The organism is Nonomuraea fuscirosea (assembly GCF_003001935.1).
GTDB classification, from domain to species: domain Bacteria; phylum Actinomycetota; class Actinomycetes; order Streptosporangiales; family Streptosporangiaceae; genus Nonomuraea; species Nonomuraea fuscirosea.
Window position 1 is genome coordinate 42,065 of record NZ_PVNG01000037.1, and the last position, 17,485, is coordinate 59,549.

Consider the following 17,485-nt stretch of genomic DNA (forward strand, 5'->3'; position numbering starts at 1 on the left):
GTGGGGTGGTTGGGGGGTGTGGAACGATCAAGTGAACCGGACATACCGGCCCCTCTCATACGCCTTTATAGACGGAGTCCTTACATTAACCTCCGCCGTCGAGAGGGAGTCAAGCGTGAGATGTGACTCCGGGCTCTCGCGGGCGCCGAAGTGGGCCGAGAGGGCCGCCCTGCTCGGTGAGTAGGGCGGCGAAGAGATGCTCCAATGCGAGACACACTGCTCCTAGGGCAGCGGAATCGGCGCCGAGACTGGAACCTCGCAGGTCAGGCGTGCGCAGGCACAGCAGGTCCAGCTCGCTTCTCAGCAGTGGCAGCAGCAGGTCGGCGTGCTGCGACATCGAGCCGCCGAGCACGATGAGCTCCGGGTCGAGGATCGAGGCGACGGCGGCCGCGGCGATGGCCATCTCACGGACGTAGCGGCGCACCGCCACCAGCGCCCCCGTGTGCCCCTCGGCCGCGGCGACCAGCACGTCGGCGACCGCGTCGCCGGTCCGTCCCGTGCTTGGCACGGCGTCGCAGAGCAGGAGGTATTCGATCGCCGGCTCCCACTTGAGCGCGCGGTGCATCGACAGGTCACCGGCCACATAGCCGAAGCCGCAGTGCAGACGGCCGTCGATGAGCAGGCCAAGGCCCGTACGGCGGCCGGCCTGGAGCAGGACGAGGTCGCGGACCCCCTGGCCGGCCCCGCGTCGGTGCTCGGCCAGCGCGGCCAGGCGGCTGTCGTTCTCCACCACCGCGGGGACGCCGAGCAGGGCTCGCAGGTGCCCGGTGAGGTCGACGCCCGCCCAGTCGGGGATCGAGCCGGACATGAGGATCTGGCCGTCGCGATCGATCCACCCGGTACTGGCGGCGACGGTCATCCACACCTGCCCCGGGGTGATCCCGCCCTGGCGCAGGCAGTCGGTCACGGTCCGGCCGATGGCCCGCAACCGCTCCTCGCGCGCCAGGGATGGGGCGGTGAGGTGGCGTACCGTCGTCAGCAGCGTGCCGTCGAGGTCGGCGAGCACGGCCCGCACGCTGTGCGCGCCGATGTCGAGGCCCAGCACGTATCCGGCATCGGCGCGGAAGCGATAGCGGTGCGCCGGGCGACCGCGCCCGGTGGCCACGGGCACCTTCTCCTCCAGCCAGCCGTGGCCCACCAGCCCCCGGACCACCTCGCCGACCGATGTCCGGGCGATGCCGATGCGCTCGGCGATCTGTGCCACCCGCAGGTCGCCGGACTCCCGGACGGCCGCGATGACCGCCAGCTCGTTGATCCGCCGCAACCGCCCGAGATCTGCCCCGTTGGTTACCATATCTGCCATATTATCGAAGGAGTTCTTCGGTATTGATTCTGTCCGACCTTCCATGCGATCCTCCTCACAACGCCCGGCGCGCCACCTCTCTCGGCCACGGCGAGAGGCACGCAACGTCGTCCGCGCCTCTGCATCCATCGGCCCCAGGCCTGCCCGTGACCGGATGCCTCCGTACCTCGCGTCGGCCCGCTACAGATAGAGGTGATCCATGATGCGTCGGTCAGTGTCGCATCGTCTCCCCCGCGCCATGGTCATCCTGGCCGCCGTCGCCGTCACGGCCTCGGCGTGCGGAATCGAGGGCACCAAGAACAGCAAGGTGGGGGCTCCCGAACCTGGGGAGACGATCACCTACTGGAGCATGTGGGAGGAGAACGAGCCGCAGGCCACGGTGATCAAGGAGGCCATCACTGCTTTCACCAAGGAAACCGCCATCCAGGTCAAGGTGGAATGGCAGGGACGTAAGGTCTTGCAGAAGCTCACGCCGGCCCTCCGCTCAGGCGACGTCCCGGATCTGGTCGACCAGGACGGCAACAGCGTTCGCGGCGCCATGGTGGCCAACGGCCAGCACCATGACCTGTCCGCGGTCATGTCCGCGCAAGTGCCGGGCGAGGGTAAGACGGTGGCCGAGGTCGGCCCGGGCCGCTACCGTGACCTGATCACCGACAGTGCCGGCAAGCCGTTCCTGGTGCCGTACGAGGCCCTCGGCTACGGCATCTTCTACAACGGCGCCAAGCACCCCGAGCTGGCCGCCGCATCGCCGGCGACATGGGACGACTTCATCGCGATGCTCGACGGCCGCAAGGCCAAGGTGGCGCTGGACGGCGACATCGGCTCGTACGCGGCGTTGTGGACCGTCCACGCCCTGGGCGCCGAGCTGGGCGCCGGCAAGGTGAGGGAACTGGCCGCCGACAAGACCGGCGGTGCCTGGAGCGGCCCACAGGTGCGGCCGGCCCTGGAGCGGATCGAGAAGCTGGCCAAGGGCGGGTACTTCGCACCCGGCTCCTTCGGCAGCAAATTCCCGGCCATGCAGGAGAAGTGGGCGGCTGGTCAGGCCGACTTCCTGCTCATGGGCAGTTGGGCTCCGAGCGAGACCCAGAAGTCCGCCCCGCAGGACTTCCAGTACCGCGCGCTGCCCTTCCCCGGCATGAGCGCCGTGCAGGCCGCCGTCATCGGTTTCGCGGTGCCCAAGCGGGCCGCCCATCCCGCCGCCGCGGAGCGCTTCATCGCCTCCTTCATGAAGAAGGAGCGCATGCAAGGCCTGGCCACCGTCGCGCTCAACATCACCACCCGGCCCGACATCCCCGCCCCCGAGCAGCTCGCGGACATCGCCCGGCAACTGACCAACAAGCCCGTCACCCCCTTCTACGAGGGCCTCGATACCCTCGGCACCTACCCTATCGAGGTGTTCGAGCCGGTGCACACGGAGTTCCTCAGCGGCAAGATCACCGCCGCGGAGTTCGTGACCAGGCTCGGGGAGAAGCAGGCCGAGTTCTGGAAGAAGAACTCCTGATGGCCGTGCTCATCCGAGAGCACACCACGGTCCACCGGGGCCAGGGACCGACGATCACCCGGCAGCGGCGACGGGCCTTCCTGATCCTCGCCCTGCCGGCGGTGATCCTCTACACGATCTTCTTCGTCGGGCCGACACTCGCCTCGTTCTGGGTGAGCCTGCACGCGTGGGACGGCGTCACCGAGATGCGCTGGCGTGGGCTGGACAACTTCACCCTGCTGTTCGAGGACGAGGTATTCCTCGCGGCCTTCCGCAACACGCTGGCCATCCTGCTGGCCGGCGGCCTGCTGGTCTTCATGCTCAGCTTCGCCCTCCTGCTGGGCATGCGCGCGATGGCCGGCCGCCGGTTCGCCCGGTCGGTGGTCTTCTTCCCGAACATCATCGCGCCGATCGTGCTGTCAGTGCTGTGGGGCTTCCTCTTCTCCACCGACGGCCTGGTCAATGCGGCGCTGGGCGGTGTGGGCCTCGATGCGCCCAACTGGCTGGGCGATCATCTGTTCCTGGTCATCTTCCTCGGACTGATCTGGACCAACACCGGCTTCTACGTGACCATCCTCATGGCCGCCACCGACCGCATCCCCCGCTACTTCTACGAGGCCGCCGAGCTCGACGGGGCCGGGCCGCTGCAGCAGTTCAGGCACATCACCATGCCCCTGAGCTGGGACGTGGTGTCCACCGCCGCCGTCATCTGGACCATCTCCTCGCTGAAGGTCTTCGACTTCATCTACGCCTTCGGCGGGACCTCCAACGACCTGCCGCCGATCCACACCTGGAACACCGCGGTGTTCATCTACGGGCAGACCTTCGGGGGGAGGGTGCCCGCCTACAGCTTCGGGTACGCCTCCGCCTCGGCGGTGATCACTCTGGTGTCCGTCATCGTTTTCGTCCTCCTGCTCCGCCGGGTGATGCGCCGTGATCCGATTCAGTTCTAGAAGCGCCATCTGGCTGATGGTGGCCGTCAACCTTGCCGTCCTGGCCTGGATGCTGATCACCTCGGTGCGCGAGCATCGTGAGATCTTCGCCACGCCGTTCGACTGGCCCGGTTTCGCCTGGGGCAACTACGCCGAGGCATGGCAGAGCGCCGACTTCGGTGTGGCCGCGGCCAACTCCTTGATCCTGGTGGCCACGGCCGCGGTGGCGGTCGTGATCGTCGCCGCGCCGGCAGGGTACGCCCTCGGTCGCAGCGTCGAGCGCGCCGCCGCCTCGCTCACGCTCTACTTCGCGCTCGGCATCGGCGTCCCGGTCCAGGTCATCGTGATTCCGCTGTTCGTGCTCATGGAACGGTTGTCCTTGGTGAACAATCTGTTCGGATTGTTCCTGCTCTACGTGGCGGTGTCGCTGCCGTTCACGGTCTTCCTGCTGACCGGATATTTCGCCTCGCTGCCCGGCGAACTGGAGGAGGCGGCGGCGATCGACGGGGCGTCGCGGCTGCGTACGTTCTGGACGATCATGCTGCCGCTGGCCCGGTCGGGACTGATCACCGCGTTCACCCTCAACGCCATCGGGCTGTGGAACGAGGCATTCCTCGCGCTGGTCTTCGTGCAGAGCACCGACAAGCAGACGCTGCCGCTCGCGCTGCTCGGATTCCTGGCCAAGCAGCAGTACAGCGGCGCCGACTATGGCGTGCTCTTCGCGGGCGTGGCCATCCTCGTGCTGCCCATGCTGCTGCTCTACGTCTGGCTCGGTCGGCGCATCATCGAAGGCATGACGCTCGGCGCCGGAAAGTGATCAAGGAGCTCATCGCTTGAGAAGAGACAGTCTCGAACTGCCCGTCGCCGAGCCCGGCCCCGCCAGCCCGCTGCCGATCCTGAGGGACAACGGGGTGCGGGCGGACACGAGGGCCGCCGATCCCGCCATGGCCGCCGCCATGGCCTACGGTCAGCCGTTCAGCCTGCTGCCGTACGGCATGCAGGACGACTACGGGCGCGATCGCCGGGTGCGCCCGGTGGACAGCGTCGTTCTGGAGAACGAGTGGCTGACCGCGACATTCCTGCCAGGCTTCGGCGGGCGGTTGTGGTCACTGGTGTACCGGCCCACGGGCCGCGAGTTGCTGTTCCGCAACCCGATCCTGCAGCCGGCGAACCTCGCGCTGCGGGACGCGTGGTTCTCCGGCGGCGTCGAGTGGAACCTCGGCGCGACCGGGCACTGGCCGTTGACGTGCGCGCCGCTGCACACCGCCAGGGTGGGCGAGGGCCTGCGTATGTGGGAGTACGAGCGGATGCGCGGCCTGGTCGTGCAATTGGACGTGCAGCTCCCACCGGGCTCCCCCGTGCTCTTGGTGCACGTACGCCTGCACAATCCGCACGCCACGGACGTCCCGGCGTACTGGTGGTCGAACATCGCCGTACCGGAGGCGCCCGGCGTGCGCGTGATCGCACCGGCCGACCGCGCCTACCACTTCGACTACGCCGAGACCCTGCATCACGTGCCCTTCCCCGACTGGAACGGCGCCGACCGCAGCTACACGACCCGGGCCACGGCGGCCGCCGACTTCTTCTTCGACATCGCCGAACGGCCCTGGATCGCCGCCCTCGACGAGGCGGGCAGCGGCCTCGTCCACACCTCCACCCGCCGGTTGAGCGGCCGAAAGCTCTTTCACTGGGGCACCTCCCAGGGTGGGAAGCGGTGGCAGGAATGGCTGAACGGTCCGGACGCGCACTACTTGGAGGTCCAGGCGGGACTCACTCGCACCCAACTCGAGCATCTGCCGCTGCCCGCGGGCTCCACCTGGTCGTGGACGGAGGCGTACGGCCTGCTGCGCGCCGACCCGCAGGTCGTCCACGGTCCATGGGACGAGGCCAGGAAGGCGGTGGAAAAGGCGGTGGCCGATCTGCTGCCCGAGACGACGATGGAGGCGCAGCACCGGTGGCTGGCCCGAACGTCCAGGCTGGCCCCCTCCGACATCCGCTACGGAGACTCCGGCTGGGGAGCGCTGCAACGGCGAGCGTCGGCACTCCCCCATAACGACGCGACCCCGTTCGGAGATGAGACGCTCGGAGCCGAGCAGCAACCGTGGTTGCGCCTCTTGGCGACCGGCCTGCTGCCCGTCCAGGACGTCCCCGCTCCGCCGATGATCGGCCAGCCGTGGCTGGGCATGCTCGAGGTCACCGCGAAGGACTGGCACGCGCACTACCATCTGGGCCTGCTCCGCTACGCGGAAGGCGATGTCGTCGGCGCCCGAGCCGCCTGGCGGACCTCGGGAAACAATCCCTGGGCTCTCCGCTGCCTGGCCGAGACCGATCTGATCGCCGGCGACCCTGCCACCGCAGCCGATCGGCTCCAGACCGCGCTGGCGCTGGCGCCCGACCTCCGCCAACTGGCGGTCGAAACGCTGTCCGCGCTGCTCAAGGCGGACCGTCCCGAGGAGGCGCTGGCCCTGACCGACTGGCTGCCGAATCGCGACCACGGCCGGATCCAGCTCCTGCGCTGCAGAGCCGCCATCGCGGCGGGACGGCCCGAGATCGCCGCCGTCATCCTGCGCGATGGGCTGGAGGTGGCGGACCTGCGGGAAGGGGAGGACTCCCTCCACTACATGTGGGCTGATTGCCACCGCGCTCTCGGCACCGATGAGCCACTCCCCCCGCGGTATGACTTCCGCATGAAACCGTGAGTTCGCGCTTTCACGCGAATCGCTGCGCATTCTCCTTGAATTCGCCCGATTTGCGTGCAGGAGCTACAGCGGTTGAAAGGCTGAGGTAACACGGCGTGTTTGCGTGCTCGCGGCTGGGTTCGGGAGTATGCCGGTGGGATGCGTTATCCGGATGGTGGTGGTCTGACCCCGGCGGCGCGAGCCAAGTGTGAACAGGTCCGCTTGGAGGCTGCCGGGCTGTTCGCCGCGGGCATGTCGCCGCCTCAGGTGGCCAAGAAGCTGCGGGTCTCACGCAAGTCGGCCTATGTCTGGCACCATGCCTGGCGCACGGCAGGAGCCGAGGCGCTGGTGTCGAAGGGACCGGGCGGGCAGCATTGCCGACTGAACGCCGCGCAGGTAGAGCGGTTGGAAGGCCGCCTTGGACGCCGGTCCGGCCGTGTGGGGGTGGACCGAGGACCAGCGGTGGACCCTGGCGCGTGTCACCGTCCTGGTCGGCAGGTTGTCCCACATCTCCTACACCCCACGCGGGATCTCTTACCTGCTGCATCGGCTGGGCTGGAGCCGGCAGATCCCCCAGTGCCGCGCCGCCGAACGCGACGAAGAGGCGATCGCCCCCTGGGTGAAGGCCACCTGGCCGATGGCGGAACAACGGCGCGGGATCAGGACGCGTGGATCTGCTTCGCCGACGAAGCAGGACAATCGCTGAGGCCGCCGAAGGCCCGTACCTGGTCCCGCTGTGGATGCACCCCGACCGTCACCGTCTCCGGCAAGGGCCACCGACGCGTCAACCTGGCCGGCTCCTCTGCCTCAAGCCGGGGCAGCGGACCCGCCTGATCTACCGCATGATGATCTATCGGCGCCGTTAAGAACGAACGCAAGGGGTTCAACGAGACCGACTACGCCCGTCTGCTGGACGCCGCCCATCAGCAGCTCGGCGGGCCGATCGTGCTGGTCTGGGACAACGTCAACAGTCACGTCGACGCCCGGATGCGCAGCTTGATCGACACGCGCCCGTGGTTGACGGTGTTCTACTTACCGACCTACGCGCCCGAACTCAACCCCATGGAAATCGTGTGGTCGCACCTCAAACGCGGGCTGGGCAACCCGGCTCCCTGCACGCTCGACGACCTCGCCGCGATCATCCACAGCCGGCTCAAGCAGATGCAGTACCGTCCCGATCTGTTGAATGCCTTCCTGGCGCACACCGGCCTGGTCACGGACCCGAGATCGACATGACACCCCGAACTTTCATCCTCTGTACTGATCCTCCTGGCACCTACCCGGGCCGGACATTCATCGGCAAGCGACGACGAGTGACGAACAACAAGATCCACCGCTACGTCACGGGTTCACCTCCTGCCCTGCTGGGCGCACGGAAAGAGCTCAGTCCATCGCCTATAGAACCCTCCAGACTTCAACCGAGTCAGCGAAGTCTTGAGATCTCGCCATCATATCTGGTTTACTCACCCGAGGCTGCAGGTGATGTTCGACTGTTCGGCGTGCCGGCTCTGAGCCAAGCCCGCCTTCGGTAGGCCAAAAAAGTGCTCCCATTACACCGCCGAATTCTTCGACGAGTAGGGCCGCGTCAGATTCCGGAATAACCCACAAGCCAAAGAGTCTATCATTAGGAAAGGGGGCTTTTGCGCGTTCTGCACATACCTTGAAGTACCATGCGTGCTTCTCACGAACATTCGCGACAATGCCTTCGGTAGGCCCATCATACCAGTCGAATATTAGAATGAGATCTAGCGTCACATCGTCTCCTACTATGCGTCTCGAATCACCATTCGCTGGCAGCGCACAGCCTTCGCGGCGAATAGTCCGGCGTACCGGCTCTCAGTAGTGCGTGAGCCCTGGGCAAATCAAGCAACATCGGCATCACCATTCTGCCTATGGTCCAGCATAAACTTGGAGCTTCTTGCCCTGCCCCGCACGAGCGTGACAACCCGCGCAGCCGGATACAGTCCTACTACGTCGCATATCCACGACTTTCACCTTCGGACAGCTTGAGTGTCGCAACCCGAAGTCGTGTCCCTGACCTCCATCGGCGAGGCCGGGCTGGACGTGCACCCGTGTGCGACATCTACGCCACCCGCAGCACCCCCGAGATCAGGGCGTGGCTGGGCACACACCCCCGCTTCCGCGTCCACTTCACCCCGGACCGGCTCCTCCTGACTCAACCAGGTCGAGTGAAGGTTCGGCCTGCTGACCGACAAGCTGATCCGCCGCGGCGTCCACTCTTATGCGAAGGCTCCCGAGAACGACATCGAGGCATGGATCGACACCTGGACCGACGATCCGCGACCGTGCACCTGGACCAAGACCGCCGACGAAATCCTCAAGTACCTGGCCGACTACCTCAGCTGGATTGATCCATCGACCACCGAAACCAGCAGAGTCCTTGAACTCAGAACTTCCGGCACATCACCCTAGCGGGGCGTGTCGGCACCGGGGATGAACGCGGCGCCGTGACCGGGGATCACGATGTCGGCCACCGCCAAGACCCGCTGACGCCCCAGGTGCAAGGCGTCGAGATCGACGGCGTGCCTGTCGCCTGCGGACGAGGCGTCGTTCCATACGTGAGTGAAGGCCGCTACCCCGCCAGGAGTGCCGGCGAGCGTGGTGATGTCCTCGTGGGTGTGCCCAGGTGTCCTGATCAGCTTGATCGACCGCGTGAGCTCGTAACCTTCGGCGTCCCGCCAGGTCCACTGGTCTCCGGAGTAGATCGCCCAGTGGTCATGGAATCTGGCGTTCGGGAACAGCGCCGCGTTCAGTGTGTGGTCGGGATGATGATGACTGAAGACGACATCGGTCACCGACTCGGCCTCCACGCCCAGCGCCCGCAACGGATCGATGATGAATGACCGATTCTTGACCATGCCTGGATCGGTCACCACGCGGACATCGCCGTCCTCGATATATCCGACCGTGCTTGCCACGCCGTCGTTGCCGTATCCCTCGTACAGGACGGTGTACGAGGCCGTCCTGGCGGCCGGAAGGTCATTCATAGGTTGCCCCCATAGGTTCCCAATCTCAGGAAAGCATGGAGGCCACGCCCGAGCAGCAACAGTAGCATTTCTGCCTACATCGGCATTTTTCCCGCCATTCCGGACAGGTGTGTCAGGTCTCGAAGACCCGACCAGGAAGCAAGGCGTTGCCGCGCGGTCACGGCAAGAGTCGTGCCGTCCGGGCGACGGTCAGGACGCTAGGCAGGCGATATCCAGCTTCGCGGGGGCGGCGAGTCAGACTCCAGCGGCGGCTACCGGGCGGCGCTTTGCACGTTCCTGCACTGGACGAACAGCGGACCGGAGATGGTGGATCCACCGTTACCCGCCCAGCGACTTCAGGGCTCGCGAACCCGGGGAATGCCCGGCACGCGGATGGAGTGAGCGGCCCCCGGGCGGAGATGAACGAACCGCCCGGCAGTCGGGTAGGCCAGGCGAGCGGGAACGCCGAGCAGCACTGGCTCGATTGCCATGTCGAATGGCAGAGATCTTGGTGGCGGGATTCCTGGCGGGGAGAGGGGCCCTCGCCGGGGCAGGGCCTATCATCACCGACACCAGCGGCCTGCTGGTCACGGTCGCGGTGCTGGCCGCCAGCTGGCGTAACCCTAATGGTGCCAAGACCGCCCTGCTGTCGGCGTACCTGACCACGCCGATCCGGTACGTCTTCGCTGACCAGGGGTTTGCCGGCCGGTTGGTGGACTGGAGCCGCCAGACCCTGCGCACCACCCTGGAGATCGTGCGCAAGCCTACTGGCCAGCGCGGCTTCAGCGTCATCTCCCGCCGTTGGGTGGTGGAAAGAACGCTGGCCTGGCAGACCGCCTGCCGCCGATCGGCCCGTGAGTACGAACGCGACCCCGCCGTCTCCGAGGCGGTCATCCGCTGGGCTGCCATCGCCGGCATGGCTCGCCGCCTCACCCGAGGAAGACCTGCCCACCACAACCGCGCTACATCTGTGACTGATACTGATCAGCCATCTCAGACGGCTCGAAGTCCATGCGCCGCACGGCATCGGCACCATCAACGCATCCCGGGGCTGGTGCACTTCGTTGGGCCAGCCGGCCACTGCCCGCTGCGGGCTCCGCCTCACAAGAGTCGGCTGCCGCTCATATATGCATGATCAGTCTTCGCCCGGCGGCGCCGGTTCCCGAATGGCGATCGCCGGATGGTCCTGATCGGCGATTTTCAGTGTGCCGATGGCCATGATGGTGCGGGTGCCGGGGATGTGGGCCAGGGCACGGATGCCGGCGTACGTGTCAGGGGAGGCCCGCATCCGGGGGATACGGGTAGTGACGCCGGAGGAGGTCACGTGCCAGGTGTCGTCGAGGGTATCGCCGCCGATGACGACGCCTCCAGCGCCGTCCCCGATGAGGTGATCGCAGCAGTACGGCCGCAAAGCGGCTGACTTCCGCTCGGTCCAGGCGCGGCCGTCCCAGTGAAGCAAGTAGGGTGGGGGCTCCTTCGGCTCCCAGCCACCCTCTCCATGGTTCCACGAGTATTCTCCTAGGGCCCATGCGTGGTCCTCGTCCACGGCGACGACCTTGTCCAGGCTGGCCCCAGCCTCGGGAGGCGTGGTGGGGTAGGTGTAGATGGGAGTCTTGGTGGTGCGCCAGGAGCGGCCGTTCCAGCGCATCGCGGCCGGCTGGGTCAGTTGCTCGCCTGCGATGCCAGGGCCATTCTCCCTGAATCCCACCGCCCATACGCTGGATCCGGACACGTCCAGCGCGGAAGCCGTTGCGGGCAGCGGAGAATCATCCGTCATCGGCTCCTGCCGCCCGGTGAGCACCTGGGGGTCGCTGACGGGGACGTCATGGTTCGCCGTTGCGGGCAGCGGAGAACCATCCCACCGTTGGCCGTCCCAATGCCAGATCAGCCGCCCTCCTACCGCCCACACGTCCTTGGCGCTCACCACTTTCACACTCAGCACGGGAAACGCGAGTCCCACGCCGGCACGCCATTGTTGGCCGTCCCACCGGAAGACCATCGTCCCGTTCGCCCCGGTGTGGAGCAACCAAACGTCACGAGGCCCTGATGCGCCGAGAAGCACGTCTTCGTTCGACCGGGTGGGCGGTAACGGCGATGCCACCGATCGCCATCCCCGGCCGTCATATGTCAGCAGATTGACCGTCCCCTTGTGCCAACCGATCGCCCAGACATTCTCGGGCCCGGTGGCCACGACGTCCGAAAGCTTGAGTGGCTGAGTGCCGACGTAGACATAACGCCAACCGCCCGCGCGCGGGGTGGGCATGCCCGGTAACCGCGTGCCGAACTCGTGCGCCGTAATCGGTGTCCCCGCCCTGTCGGTCGTCCGCGGCGGTGCGGACGGTCGGCCCGCCTCGCAGGCCATTGCCAACACGACCAGCCCTATCGCGCCACGCCGGACGGCGGCGGCCAGTCCTCGCATCCTTCCCTACCCTTTCCCCTCCGCTGACATGGACATGAAGTGACTAGACCCTGAATAAGGGAGGTCTGGAAGTCCACGATCCTTGCCTGGCCATGCCCAGCGTTGACGCCACATGTGAACCACCTTCTCAAACACGCACTCAGATGGGCAACAAATTCTACGAACGTCGAAGCAAGCGCTTCTGCCCCGTCTAAGATCTGGCGTTGCCGCGGCGAGTTCTGGCAGGAATGCCCGCCGGACCATGCTCGTGGGGCGGGTGCGTGCGCTACCCCTGGACGGCACGAGCGTGACCAGGCTCACTTATTGTAGTGCCTGTTCCTAAACCTGTGATCTTGGTCCTTGGTCGATAGGCAAGCCTCGATATGCCAACCAGCGCCCCAGGACAGCGGCGTCGGCGGGACGACTTGGCGTGCTTTCGGGATCGGGCGCCTTCTGTAGTCGAAGGAATCTCCTGTGGCTGGAAAACGACGCAAAATGGCAGCCCGCTATGTGTCGCCCGCGTGGTGGACTGTGACAGGGTCAGGCGTCCTAAATGGAGCAGTGTTCAAGGAGGACGTTATGCGCCGTATTACATTGGCAGTGCTTGCTGCCGTAGCCTTGGGTGGCTTGGCTGTCACCACGCAGGGAAGCTTTGTGCCGCCTTGGGCGGCGTCAACCCTCTGCAGCCAGTGTCACAACTTTGCCTAATCGGTTCTCAGCCCAATCAGCTGCTGACTGCGACAATCGATGGCGTGGCCCAGCGCGCGGCAGTGCGGACCTGCGCGAACTGCGGTCTCTCCCTGCCGGAGGGCTCGCGGTCGTCGCGCAGGTTTTGCTCGCCAGCGTGCCGGGCGCAGCAGTGGCGCCAGCTTCGCCGAGCGAGCGCGGAGTACGCGGCGGCGGTGGAAGACTTGGTAGCCCGGAGCATTGGTCGGGGGCCGACGACTCAGGAGATTCAGCAGCACCGACCACAGGCCCGTTGCCCGGTGTGCGGGCGGACCTAGTGGGCGGGCGTGAGTAACGCGCCGACGCCAACTACTGCAGCCGGCACTGCCGCACCGCGGCCTGGCGGGAACGGCGAGGAGAGGTGCCGAAGTGGCTGGCCGATCTTCGAGCGCACGCAGGACGGCAGCGTTCGTGATCCGCCACGCGTTCTCCAGGCGTCACGGCGTGACGCCTGGACGTAACAGTAACTAGTGTTCCGCGCCTGAAATTCGTCGGCAATATCGGGCTAGGGATTCGAGGATCTCTTCGGCGATCTTCTTCCACACAAACGGCCGCGGGTCGTCGTTCTACTGAGCGATCCAGCTCCGGATGTCCTTCTCCAGGGACTGGACGCTCTTATGCACCATGCGTGCCCAACTCCCGCGTCACCTGAGCATTGCTGACCCTCGGCTCCGCACACGCCAGCACGATCTTCGCCCGAATCGCCACTCGCGATGCCTCCGCCGACATGCCAATCAGCCGAGCACGCTCAACTTCCGTCAGGCGAATCTCCACTGCCGACGATCCTGAATGCGCCATACCGAGCAACATACGGACTTATCCGGCAAATTTCAGGCGCGGAACACTAGCCTCGATCTTTCACGATCACGGCGTGGTCGGCTAAGCGGTTCGGCTGAGGGTTGAATTGCGTGCTGTGGTCAGCTCACGGGCCCGGCTGTCGCGCCGAGTGGGCGGGGTTCCACGGGCCCGAGGGTGTTCCTTCCTGGTTGTAGGGGCGGCTTGGGGCTGGTCAGGTTGGTGCGGGCAGAGCTTGCAGGCGGGCCAGTGCGGCGAGGATGTCACGGGCCCAGGGCCATCGCCCCGCGATGCGCAGGCGTAGTCGGCGTCCGCCGCGCACCAGCCGTCCGGCCACCGCGAACAGCCTCAGGCGCAGGCGTTTGGGCTCGTAGCTGCGGGCGGTGGTGCCGGGCAGTGCGAGCATCTGCATCCAGGCCAGGAGTTCGCAGGCCAGGGCGACGAGTTCGCACCAGATCTGGTTGCGGGAGAAGTGGTGCAGGGGCAGGTTGGCCAGGCCGGTGTCCTTGGCGCAGCGGATGCGGTCTTCGGTGCGGGCCCGGCGGCGGTGGCGGAGTTCCAGGTCGGCGAGCTGACCGCGTTTGGTGTTGGTGACGAAGCAGGTGACGCGGCAGCCGTCGACGTCGGTGAAGCGCAGCTGTGCGCCGGGGTGGGGGCGTTCCTTGCGGGCGATGACCCGCATGCCCTTCGGCCAGCCCGGCAACTTCAGCAGGCCGGTCAGCTCGGCCACCCAGGCGCCGGGCCGTACCTGCCGGTCGGCGTCGTAGGCGGGCGTCCACGCGGACTTGGGCAGGCGCAGGACCGCTTGCTGGATTTCCTCGGTCAGGGTGAATCCGATCGAGTACGACAGCCGCCGGCCCGGCTTGGTCAGCCAGGCCAGGAACTCGTGGGTGCCGCCGCCGGAGTCGGTGCGGATCAGCACCTGGCGGCGGTGGTGCTGGGGCAGCTGGGCCAGGGCCAGGCGGGTGGCCTCGATGTGGTCGGCGGCGGTGTTGGAGCCGGCGTTGCCCGGCCGCAGCACGATGGCCAGCGGTTCGCCGGAGGCACCGGGGCCGTGGTCGGCGAAGACGGTCATCGGGTGGAAGCCGAAGGTGTGTTTCCAGGTCGGGGCGGCGTGCTGTTTGTCGGAGTGGGCGATGACGATGGTGGCGTCGAGGTCGATGGGGATCAGCTCGCCGTCGCTGCCCGGCGCCGCAGGTCCGGCCAGGTCCCAGGCGCGTTCGCGGGCGAGGGCGCGGGCCGCACGCAGGGCCTTGAGCGCCTTGCCCTCATCGCTGGCGAGGTGTTTGATCAGGCGAGAGACGGTCGGGTCGGAGGCCACCGGGCCGAACAGGTCGGGCTGGGCACGCAGCAGGGCGATGTCGGCCAGGCAGTCCCCGCCCAGAGCGAGAGCGATGGCCAGATCGGCCACGATTTTGCCGGGGTTATGCACCGCTCGGGCCGGTCGCCAGCGCTCCAGCTGGGCGGACAGCGCCCGGTCCAGGCCGGTGACGTGCAGGGTCTTGAGCAGCAACAGGCTCCCGGCATGGGACAGCAGCCCGGTGCCGTCGGCGGAGGCGATGATCGTGCGGTGGGAGGCGATAGTCTTCACGTGGAAAGTGCTTCTTGATCTGGCGCGGACAGGACTCTAGACAAGCCCCATCCTCCCAGCTCAGAAGCACTTTTCTCATGTAGTCGATCAACCCTCGCAAAATCCACCGCGAAAGCCCGAGGCTAGCGGTCGTCGCCGTCAGGGTGGGCGCCGTGGCGGATGTGGGCGCGCGTCGGCGGGTCAGGCGTCTGGTCATCAAGGTCACGGCCGTCACGTTCAGGAATGCCTCGCTGTGCGCGGCCAGTCGTTCGTAGTCCCGGCAGTTCCTGCTCGCCCTCATGATCCACGACAACGTGCGCTCGACGATCCAACGCCGGGGCAGCGCGACGAACCCGGCCTTGTTCCGGGGCCGTGACACGATCTTGAGGGTGAGGCGGAGCCGGGTTCTAGCCCACTCCACCAGCTCGCCGCCGTAGGCGGAATCGGCCCAGACCAAGGTCAGTTGAGGGTTGAGCAGCTGTAGCCGGGTGAGCATGTCCCGCGCGACGGCGCGGTCGGGCAGGTCGGCCGGGGTGACGATCGCGTTCAGCAGCAGCCCGCGCGTATCCACCGCAATGTGCCGCTTGCCGATCGTGGTCGTGGGCGGTGGACCTGGAACAGGGAAGACGGCCTTCGCCGTCCACGTCGCGCACATCGTCCGCACCGCTTTCCCGGACGGGCATTGGTTCGTCCGGCTGAGGACTTCTGATGGAAGAGCTCGCGACCCGGCGAACGTCCTGGCGGAGATGCTGATCTCCGCCAGGCTCGACCCGGGCGGACATCCTGACGGGCTTGGCGCGCGAGCAGCACGGTTGCGCGCCCTGCTGGCCGACTGCTCAGTGCTGCTGGTGCTGGACGATGCCTTCGACGCGCCCCAGGTCAGATCCCTATTGCCGGGAACTTCCCGGTGTGCGGTTCTGGTCACCTCGGGAACGTACCTCTGGGGATTGGCCGCGCTGGATGACGCCCCGCTTTCTGATGCTGGAGCCCTTGCGGCGTGACGAAGCCACGCACCTGCTGGCCGACTTGATCGGTCAGGCGACTCATCCTGCTGACCTGGGCTCGGCTGATCGGCATGTCCGCGGAGTCGTCGAGGGTAGCGGTCCGGGGTGAGGATCGCGCTGGCGCGGGCAGGACAGGAAATCAGCACGGCGCAGGTGGCGCGGGATCTGGGCCTGGTGGAGAGCACGGTGCGCAAGTGGCGTGCGGCTTTCGCCCGGGATGGGGTGGAGGCACTGGCCGACGAGGGCGCGCACGGGCCCGGCCCAAGGCGGAGCTGACGGTGTCGGAGTCCGAGCGAGCACTGCTGCAGCGATGGGCGCGGCGGGCCACGTCAGCTCAGGTCTTGGCCGATGCGCACGAAGATCGTGCTGGGATGCGCGGACGGAAAGGACAACAAGCAGTCGCTGAGCAGTTGTGGGTGCGGTCTCCAAGTGGCAGCGGTTCCTGCGGCCGACGGGCTGATCGATGAGGCGTGCCCGGGCCGCCCGCCGTCGATGAGCGTGGTCCAGGTCGAGCGGGTGGTGGTGGCGACGCTGGAGGAGACCCCGGCCGGCGCCATGCACTGGATAGCGCGCCTCGATGACGTGCCGCAGCGGATTGTCGGAGTCGACCATCGGCCGCAACTGGCGGGCGTTTGACCTCGAAGAGCACCGCACGAGCACGGTCAAGCTGTCGGCCGATCTGCTGCTCGCGCCAGAAGGTCGTCGGCGTGGTGGATCCGTATCACGACCCGGCCCGAACGCGCGGTGGTGCTGCGCGTCGATGACAAGTCGCAGACCCAGACGCTGGATCGGCCGCAGCCGGTGCTGCCGATGATGCCGGGCATGACTGGGCGGGCGCACCCGCGACTACCTTCGTCAGGGCACCATTAGCCTGTTGGCCGCCTTCAACATCGCCGACGGAAGCGTCATCGGGAAACTGCACCGCCGGCACCGCGCCGCCGAGTTCAACAAGTCCCTTCCCACCATCGACACAGCGTGCCGGCCGAGCTGGACATCCACCTGATCTGCGACAACTCCGGCGCTCACACCACACCGGCGGTCAGCGGGTGGCTGGCTGGTCGTCCTCGCTTCCACATGCAATCCACACCGACCGGCGCCTCCTGAATCAACCAGGTCGAGCGCCAAGGAGATCCTCGAATCCCTCCCATGCGGCGAGGGCCCGCTCGGGGAGGATTCTCTTCCCATGACAGTGGACGGCGCTTGGGACCCACTCCGCGACCGCACGACCGGGGTATGCGCCAGTTGCCGGTTGTTTCTCAGGGCCGCCGCTGCCGGCCCGCGAAAATGCTCCGGTAGACCGCAGTGATGAGGACGAAGATGGCGGCCGCGACGATCACGGTCGCGATCACGTTGACGATCACCGGCGCGTCCTCGAGATAACCCTGTTTGATGTAGTTACCACCGACGATGAACACCACGTAGATGTACCAGGGCGCCCATTTGCGGTTGCTGTCCTTGCCGCGCTTCTCGCTGTTCTCGGTCATTATCATCTCCTGTTCAGCAGTTACCTGCGGCCTTTGTACGCGCCCTCGGTGCCGCGTCGGCCGTAGCGGGACAAGGGTTCCCTCGAGGAGTCGATCCGGGCACAGCCCCATGGGCACGTCCGCCGCGT

At 66.9% G+C, this 17,485-nt stretch carries 16 protein-coding genes and 2 pseudogenes; 12 read left to right on the forward strand and 6 right to left on the reverse strand.

Features of this window, described 5'->3' with window-relative positions:
- Positions 1 to 109 precede the first annotated feature (109 nt).
- A complete protein-coding gene (locus B0I32_RS52275) occupies positions 110 to 1,294 on the reverse strand; it encodes an ROK family transcriptional regulator (RefSeq protein WP_181308740.1) in 1,185 nt (394 codons plus the stop codon).
- A gap of 208 nt (positions 1,295 to 1,502) precedes the next feature.
- Here B0I32_RS52275 and B0I32_RS52280 point away from each other — a divergent pair, with 208 nt between their 5' ends.
- The 7 genes and pseudogenes from B0I32_RS52280 (at position 1,503) to B0I32_RS52305 (ending at position 7,629) form a co-directional block, all read left to right on the forward strand.
- Positions 1,503 to 2,804 carry an ABC transporter substrate-binding protein gene (locus tag B0I32_RS52280; RefSeq protein ID WP_106252597.1) on the forward strand — a complete coding sequence of 434 codons (1,302 nt, stop codon included), beginning with the start codon at positions 1,503 to 1,505 and terminating at the stop codon, positions 2,802 to 2,804.
- Entirely contained in the window at positions 2,804 to 3,736 is a 933-nt protein-coding gene (locus tag B0I32_RS52285; RefSeq protein ID WP_106252598.1) for a carbohydrate ABC transporter permease, read from the forward strand. The genes B0I32_RS52280 and B0I32_RS52285 overlap by 1 nt, the downstream gene beginning before the upstream one ends.
- Positions 3,717 to 4,532 (forward strand): carbohydrate ABC transporter permease, encoded by an 816-nt coding sequence (locus B0I32_RS52290; RefSeq protein WP_106252600.1) that lies wholly within the window; start codon positions 3,717 to 3,719, stop codon positions 4,530 to 4,532. Before B0I32_RS52285 ends, B0I32_RS52290 begins: the two co-directional genes overlap by 20 nt.
- Positions 4,533 to 4,548: 16 nt before the next feature.
- Positions 4,549 to 6,414: a DUF5107 domain-containing protein gene (locus B0I32_RS52295; RefSeq protein WP_106252602.1), complete on the forward strand. Its 1,866-nt coding sequence runs from the start codon at positions 4,549 to 4,551 to the stop codon at positions 6,412 to 6,414.
- Positions 6,415 to 6,552: 138 nt separating this feature from the next.
- A pseudogene (locus B0I32_RS61900) lies at positions 6,553 to 6,777 on the forward strand (helix-turn-helix domain-containing protein); the annotation flags it as partial.
- 34 nt (positions 6,778 to 6,811) lie between these two features.
- The gene (locus B0I32_RS60660) at positions 6,812 to 7,099 is read left to right on the forward strand and encodes a helix-turn-helix domain-containing protein (protein ID WP_245956675.1); all 288 of its coding nucleotides are present in this window, start codon (positions 6,812 to 6,814) and stop codon (positions 7,097 to 7,099) included.
- 146 nt (positions 7,100 to 7,245) lie between these two features.
- Positions 7,246 to 7,629, forward strand: a complete 384-nt coding sequence (locus B0I32_RS52305; RefSeq protein ID WP_219912477.1) for a transposase — start codon at positions 7,246 to 7,248, stop codon at positions 7,627 to 7,629.
- Positions 7,630 to 8,822: 1,193 nt separating this feature from the next.
- On the opposite strand, the gene B0I32_RS52310 is transcribed toward B0I32_RS52305, so the two are convergent.
- Complete coding sequence (locus tag B0I32_RS52310) at positions 8,823 to 9,401, reverse strand: MBL fold metallo-hydrolase (RefSeq protein WP_106252603.1); 579 nt, start codon at positions 9,399 to 9,401, stop codon at positions 8,823 to 8,825.
- 475 nt (positions 9,402 to 9,876) lie between these two features.
- Here B0I32_RS52310 and B0I32_RS52315 point away from each other — a divergent pair, with 475 nt between their 5' ends.
- Positions 9,877 to 10,515 (forward strand): transposase, encoded by a 639-nt coding sequence (locus B0I32_RS52315; RefSeq protein ID WP_106252605.1) that lies wholly within the window; start codon positions 9,877 to 9,879, stop codon positions 10,513 to 10,515.
- Here the strand turns inward: B0I32_RS52315 and B0I32_RS52320 are convergent, their stop codons facing one another.
- From B0I32_RS52320 to B0I32_RS61905, 3 genes and pseudogenes are all read right to left on the reverse strand, one after another.
- The gene (locus B0I32_RS52320) at positions 10,516 to 11,643 is read right to left on the reverse strand and encodes a hypothetical protein (protein WP_146178646.1); all 1,128 of its coding nucleotides are present in this window, start codon (positions 11,641 to 11,643) and stop codon (positions 10,516 to 10,518) included. It abuts the gene before it with no gap.
- A gap of 1,870 nt (positions 11,644 to 13,513) precedes the next feature.
- Complete coding sequence (locus tag B0I32_RS52330) at positions 13,514 to 14,890, reverse strand: IS1380 family transposase (RefSeq protein WP_106252608.1); 1,377 nt, start codon at positions 14,888 to 14,890, stop codon at positions 13,514 to 13,516.
- Positions 14,891 to 15,152: 262 nt separating this feature from the next.
- Positions 15,153 to 15,524 (reverse strand): annotated as a pseudogene (locus B0I32_RS61905) (transposase); the annotation flags it as partial.
- Between B0I32_RS61905 and B0I32_RS62075 the strand changes: the two are divergent.
- The 4 genes from B0I32_RS62075 (at position 15,409) to B0I32_RS61240 (ending at position 16,876) form a co-directional block, all read left to right on the forward strand.
- A complete protein-coding gene (locus B0I32_RS62075; protein WP_483870149.1) occupies positions 15,409 to 15,870 on the forward strand; it encodes an NB-ARC domain-containing protein in 462 nt (153 codons plus the stop codon). The pseudogene B0I32_RS61905 and the gene B0I32_RS62075 sit on opposite strands and share 116 nt — an antisense overlap.
- Positions 15,871 to 15,978: 108 nt before the next feature.
- A complete protein-coding gene (locus B0I32_RS52340; RefSeq protein ID WP_106252612.1) occupies positions 15,979 to 16,149 on the forward strand; it encodes a helix-turn-helix domain-containing protein in 171 nt (56 codons plus the stop codon).
- Positions 16,150 to 16,221: 72 nt separating this feature from the next.
- Entirely contained in the window at positions 16,222 to 16,509 is a 288-nt protein-coding gene (locus B0I32_RS57090; protein ID WP_146178648.1) for a hypothetical protein, read from the forward strand.
- A gap of 238 nt (positions 16,510 to 16,747) precedes the next feature.
- The gene (locus B0I32_RS61240) at positions 16,748 to 16,876 is read left to right on the forward strand and encodes a hypothetical protein (RefSeq protein WP_281262677.1); all 129 of its coding nucleotides are present in this window, start codon (positions 16,748 to 16,750) and stop codon (positions 16,874 to 16,876) included.
- A 253-nt stretch (positions 16,877 to 17,129) separates the two neighbouring features.
- Here B0I32_RS61240 and B0I32_RS52345 read toward each other — a convergent pair whose 3' ends face one another.
- Positions 17,130 to 17,357, reverse strand: coding sequence for a hypothetical protein (locus tag B0I32_RS52345; RefSeq protein WP_106252613.1), 228 nt, complete (start codon positions 17,355 to 17,357; stop codon positions 17,130 to 17,132).
- Between the last annotated feature and the right edge of the window lie 128 nt (positions 17,358 to 17,485).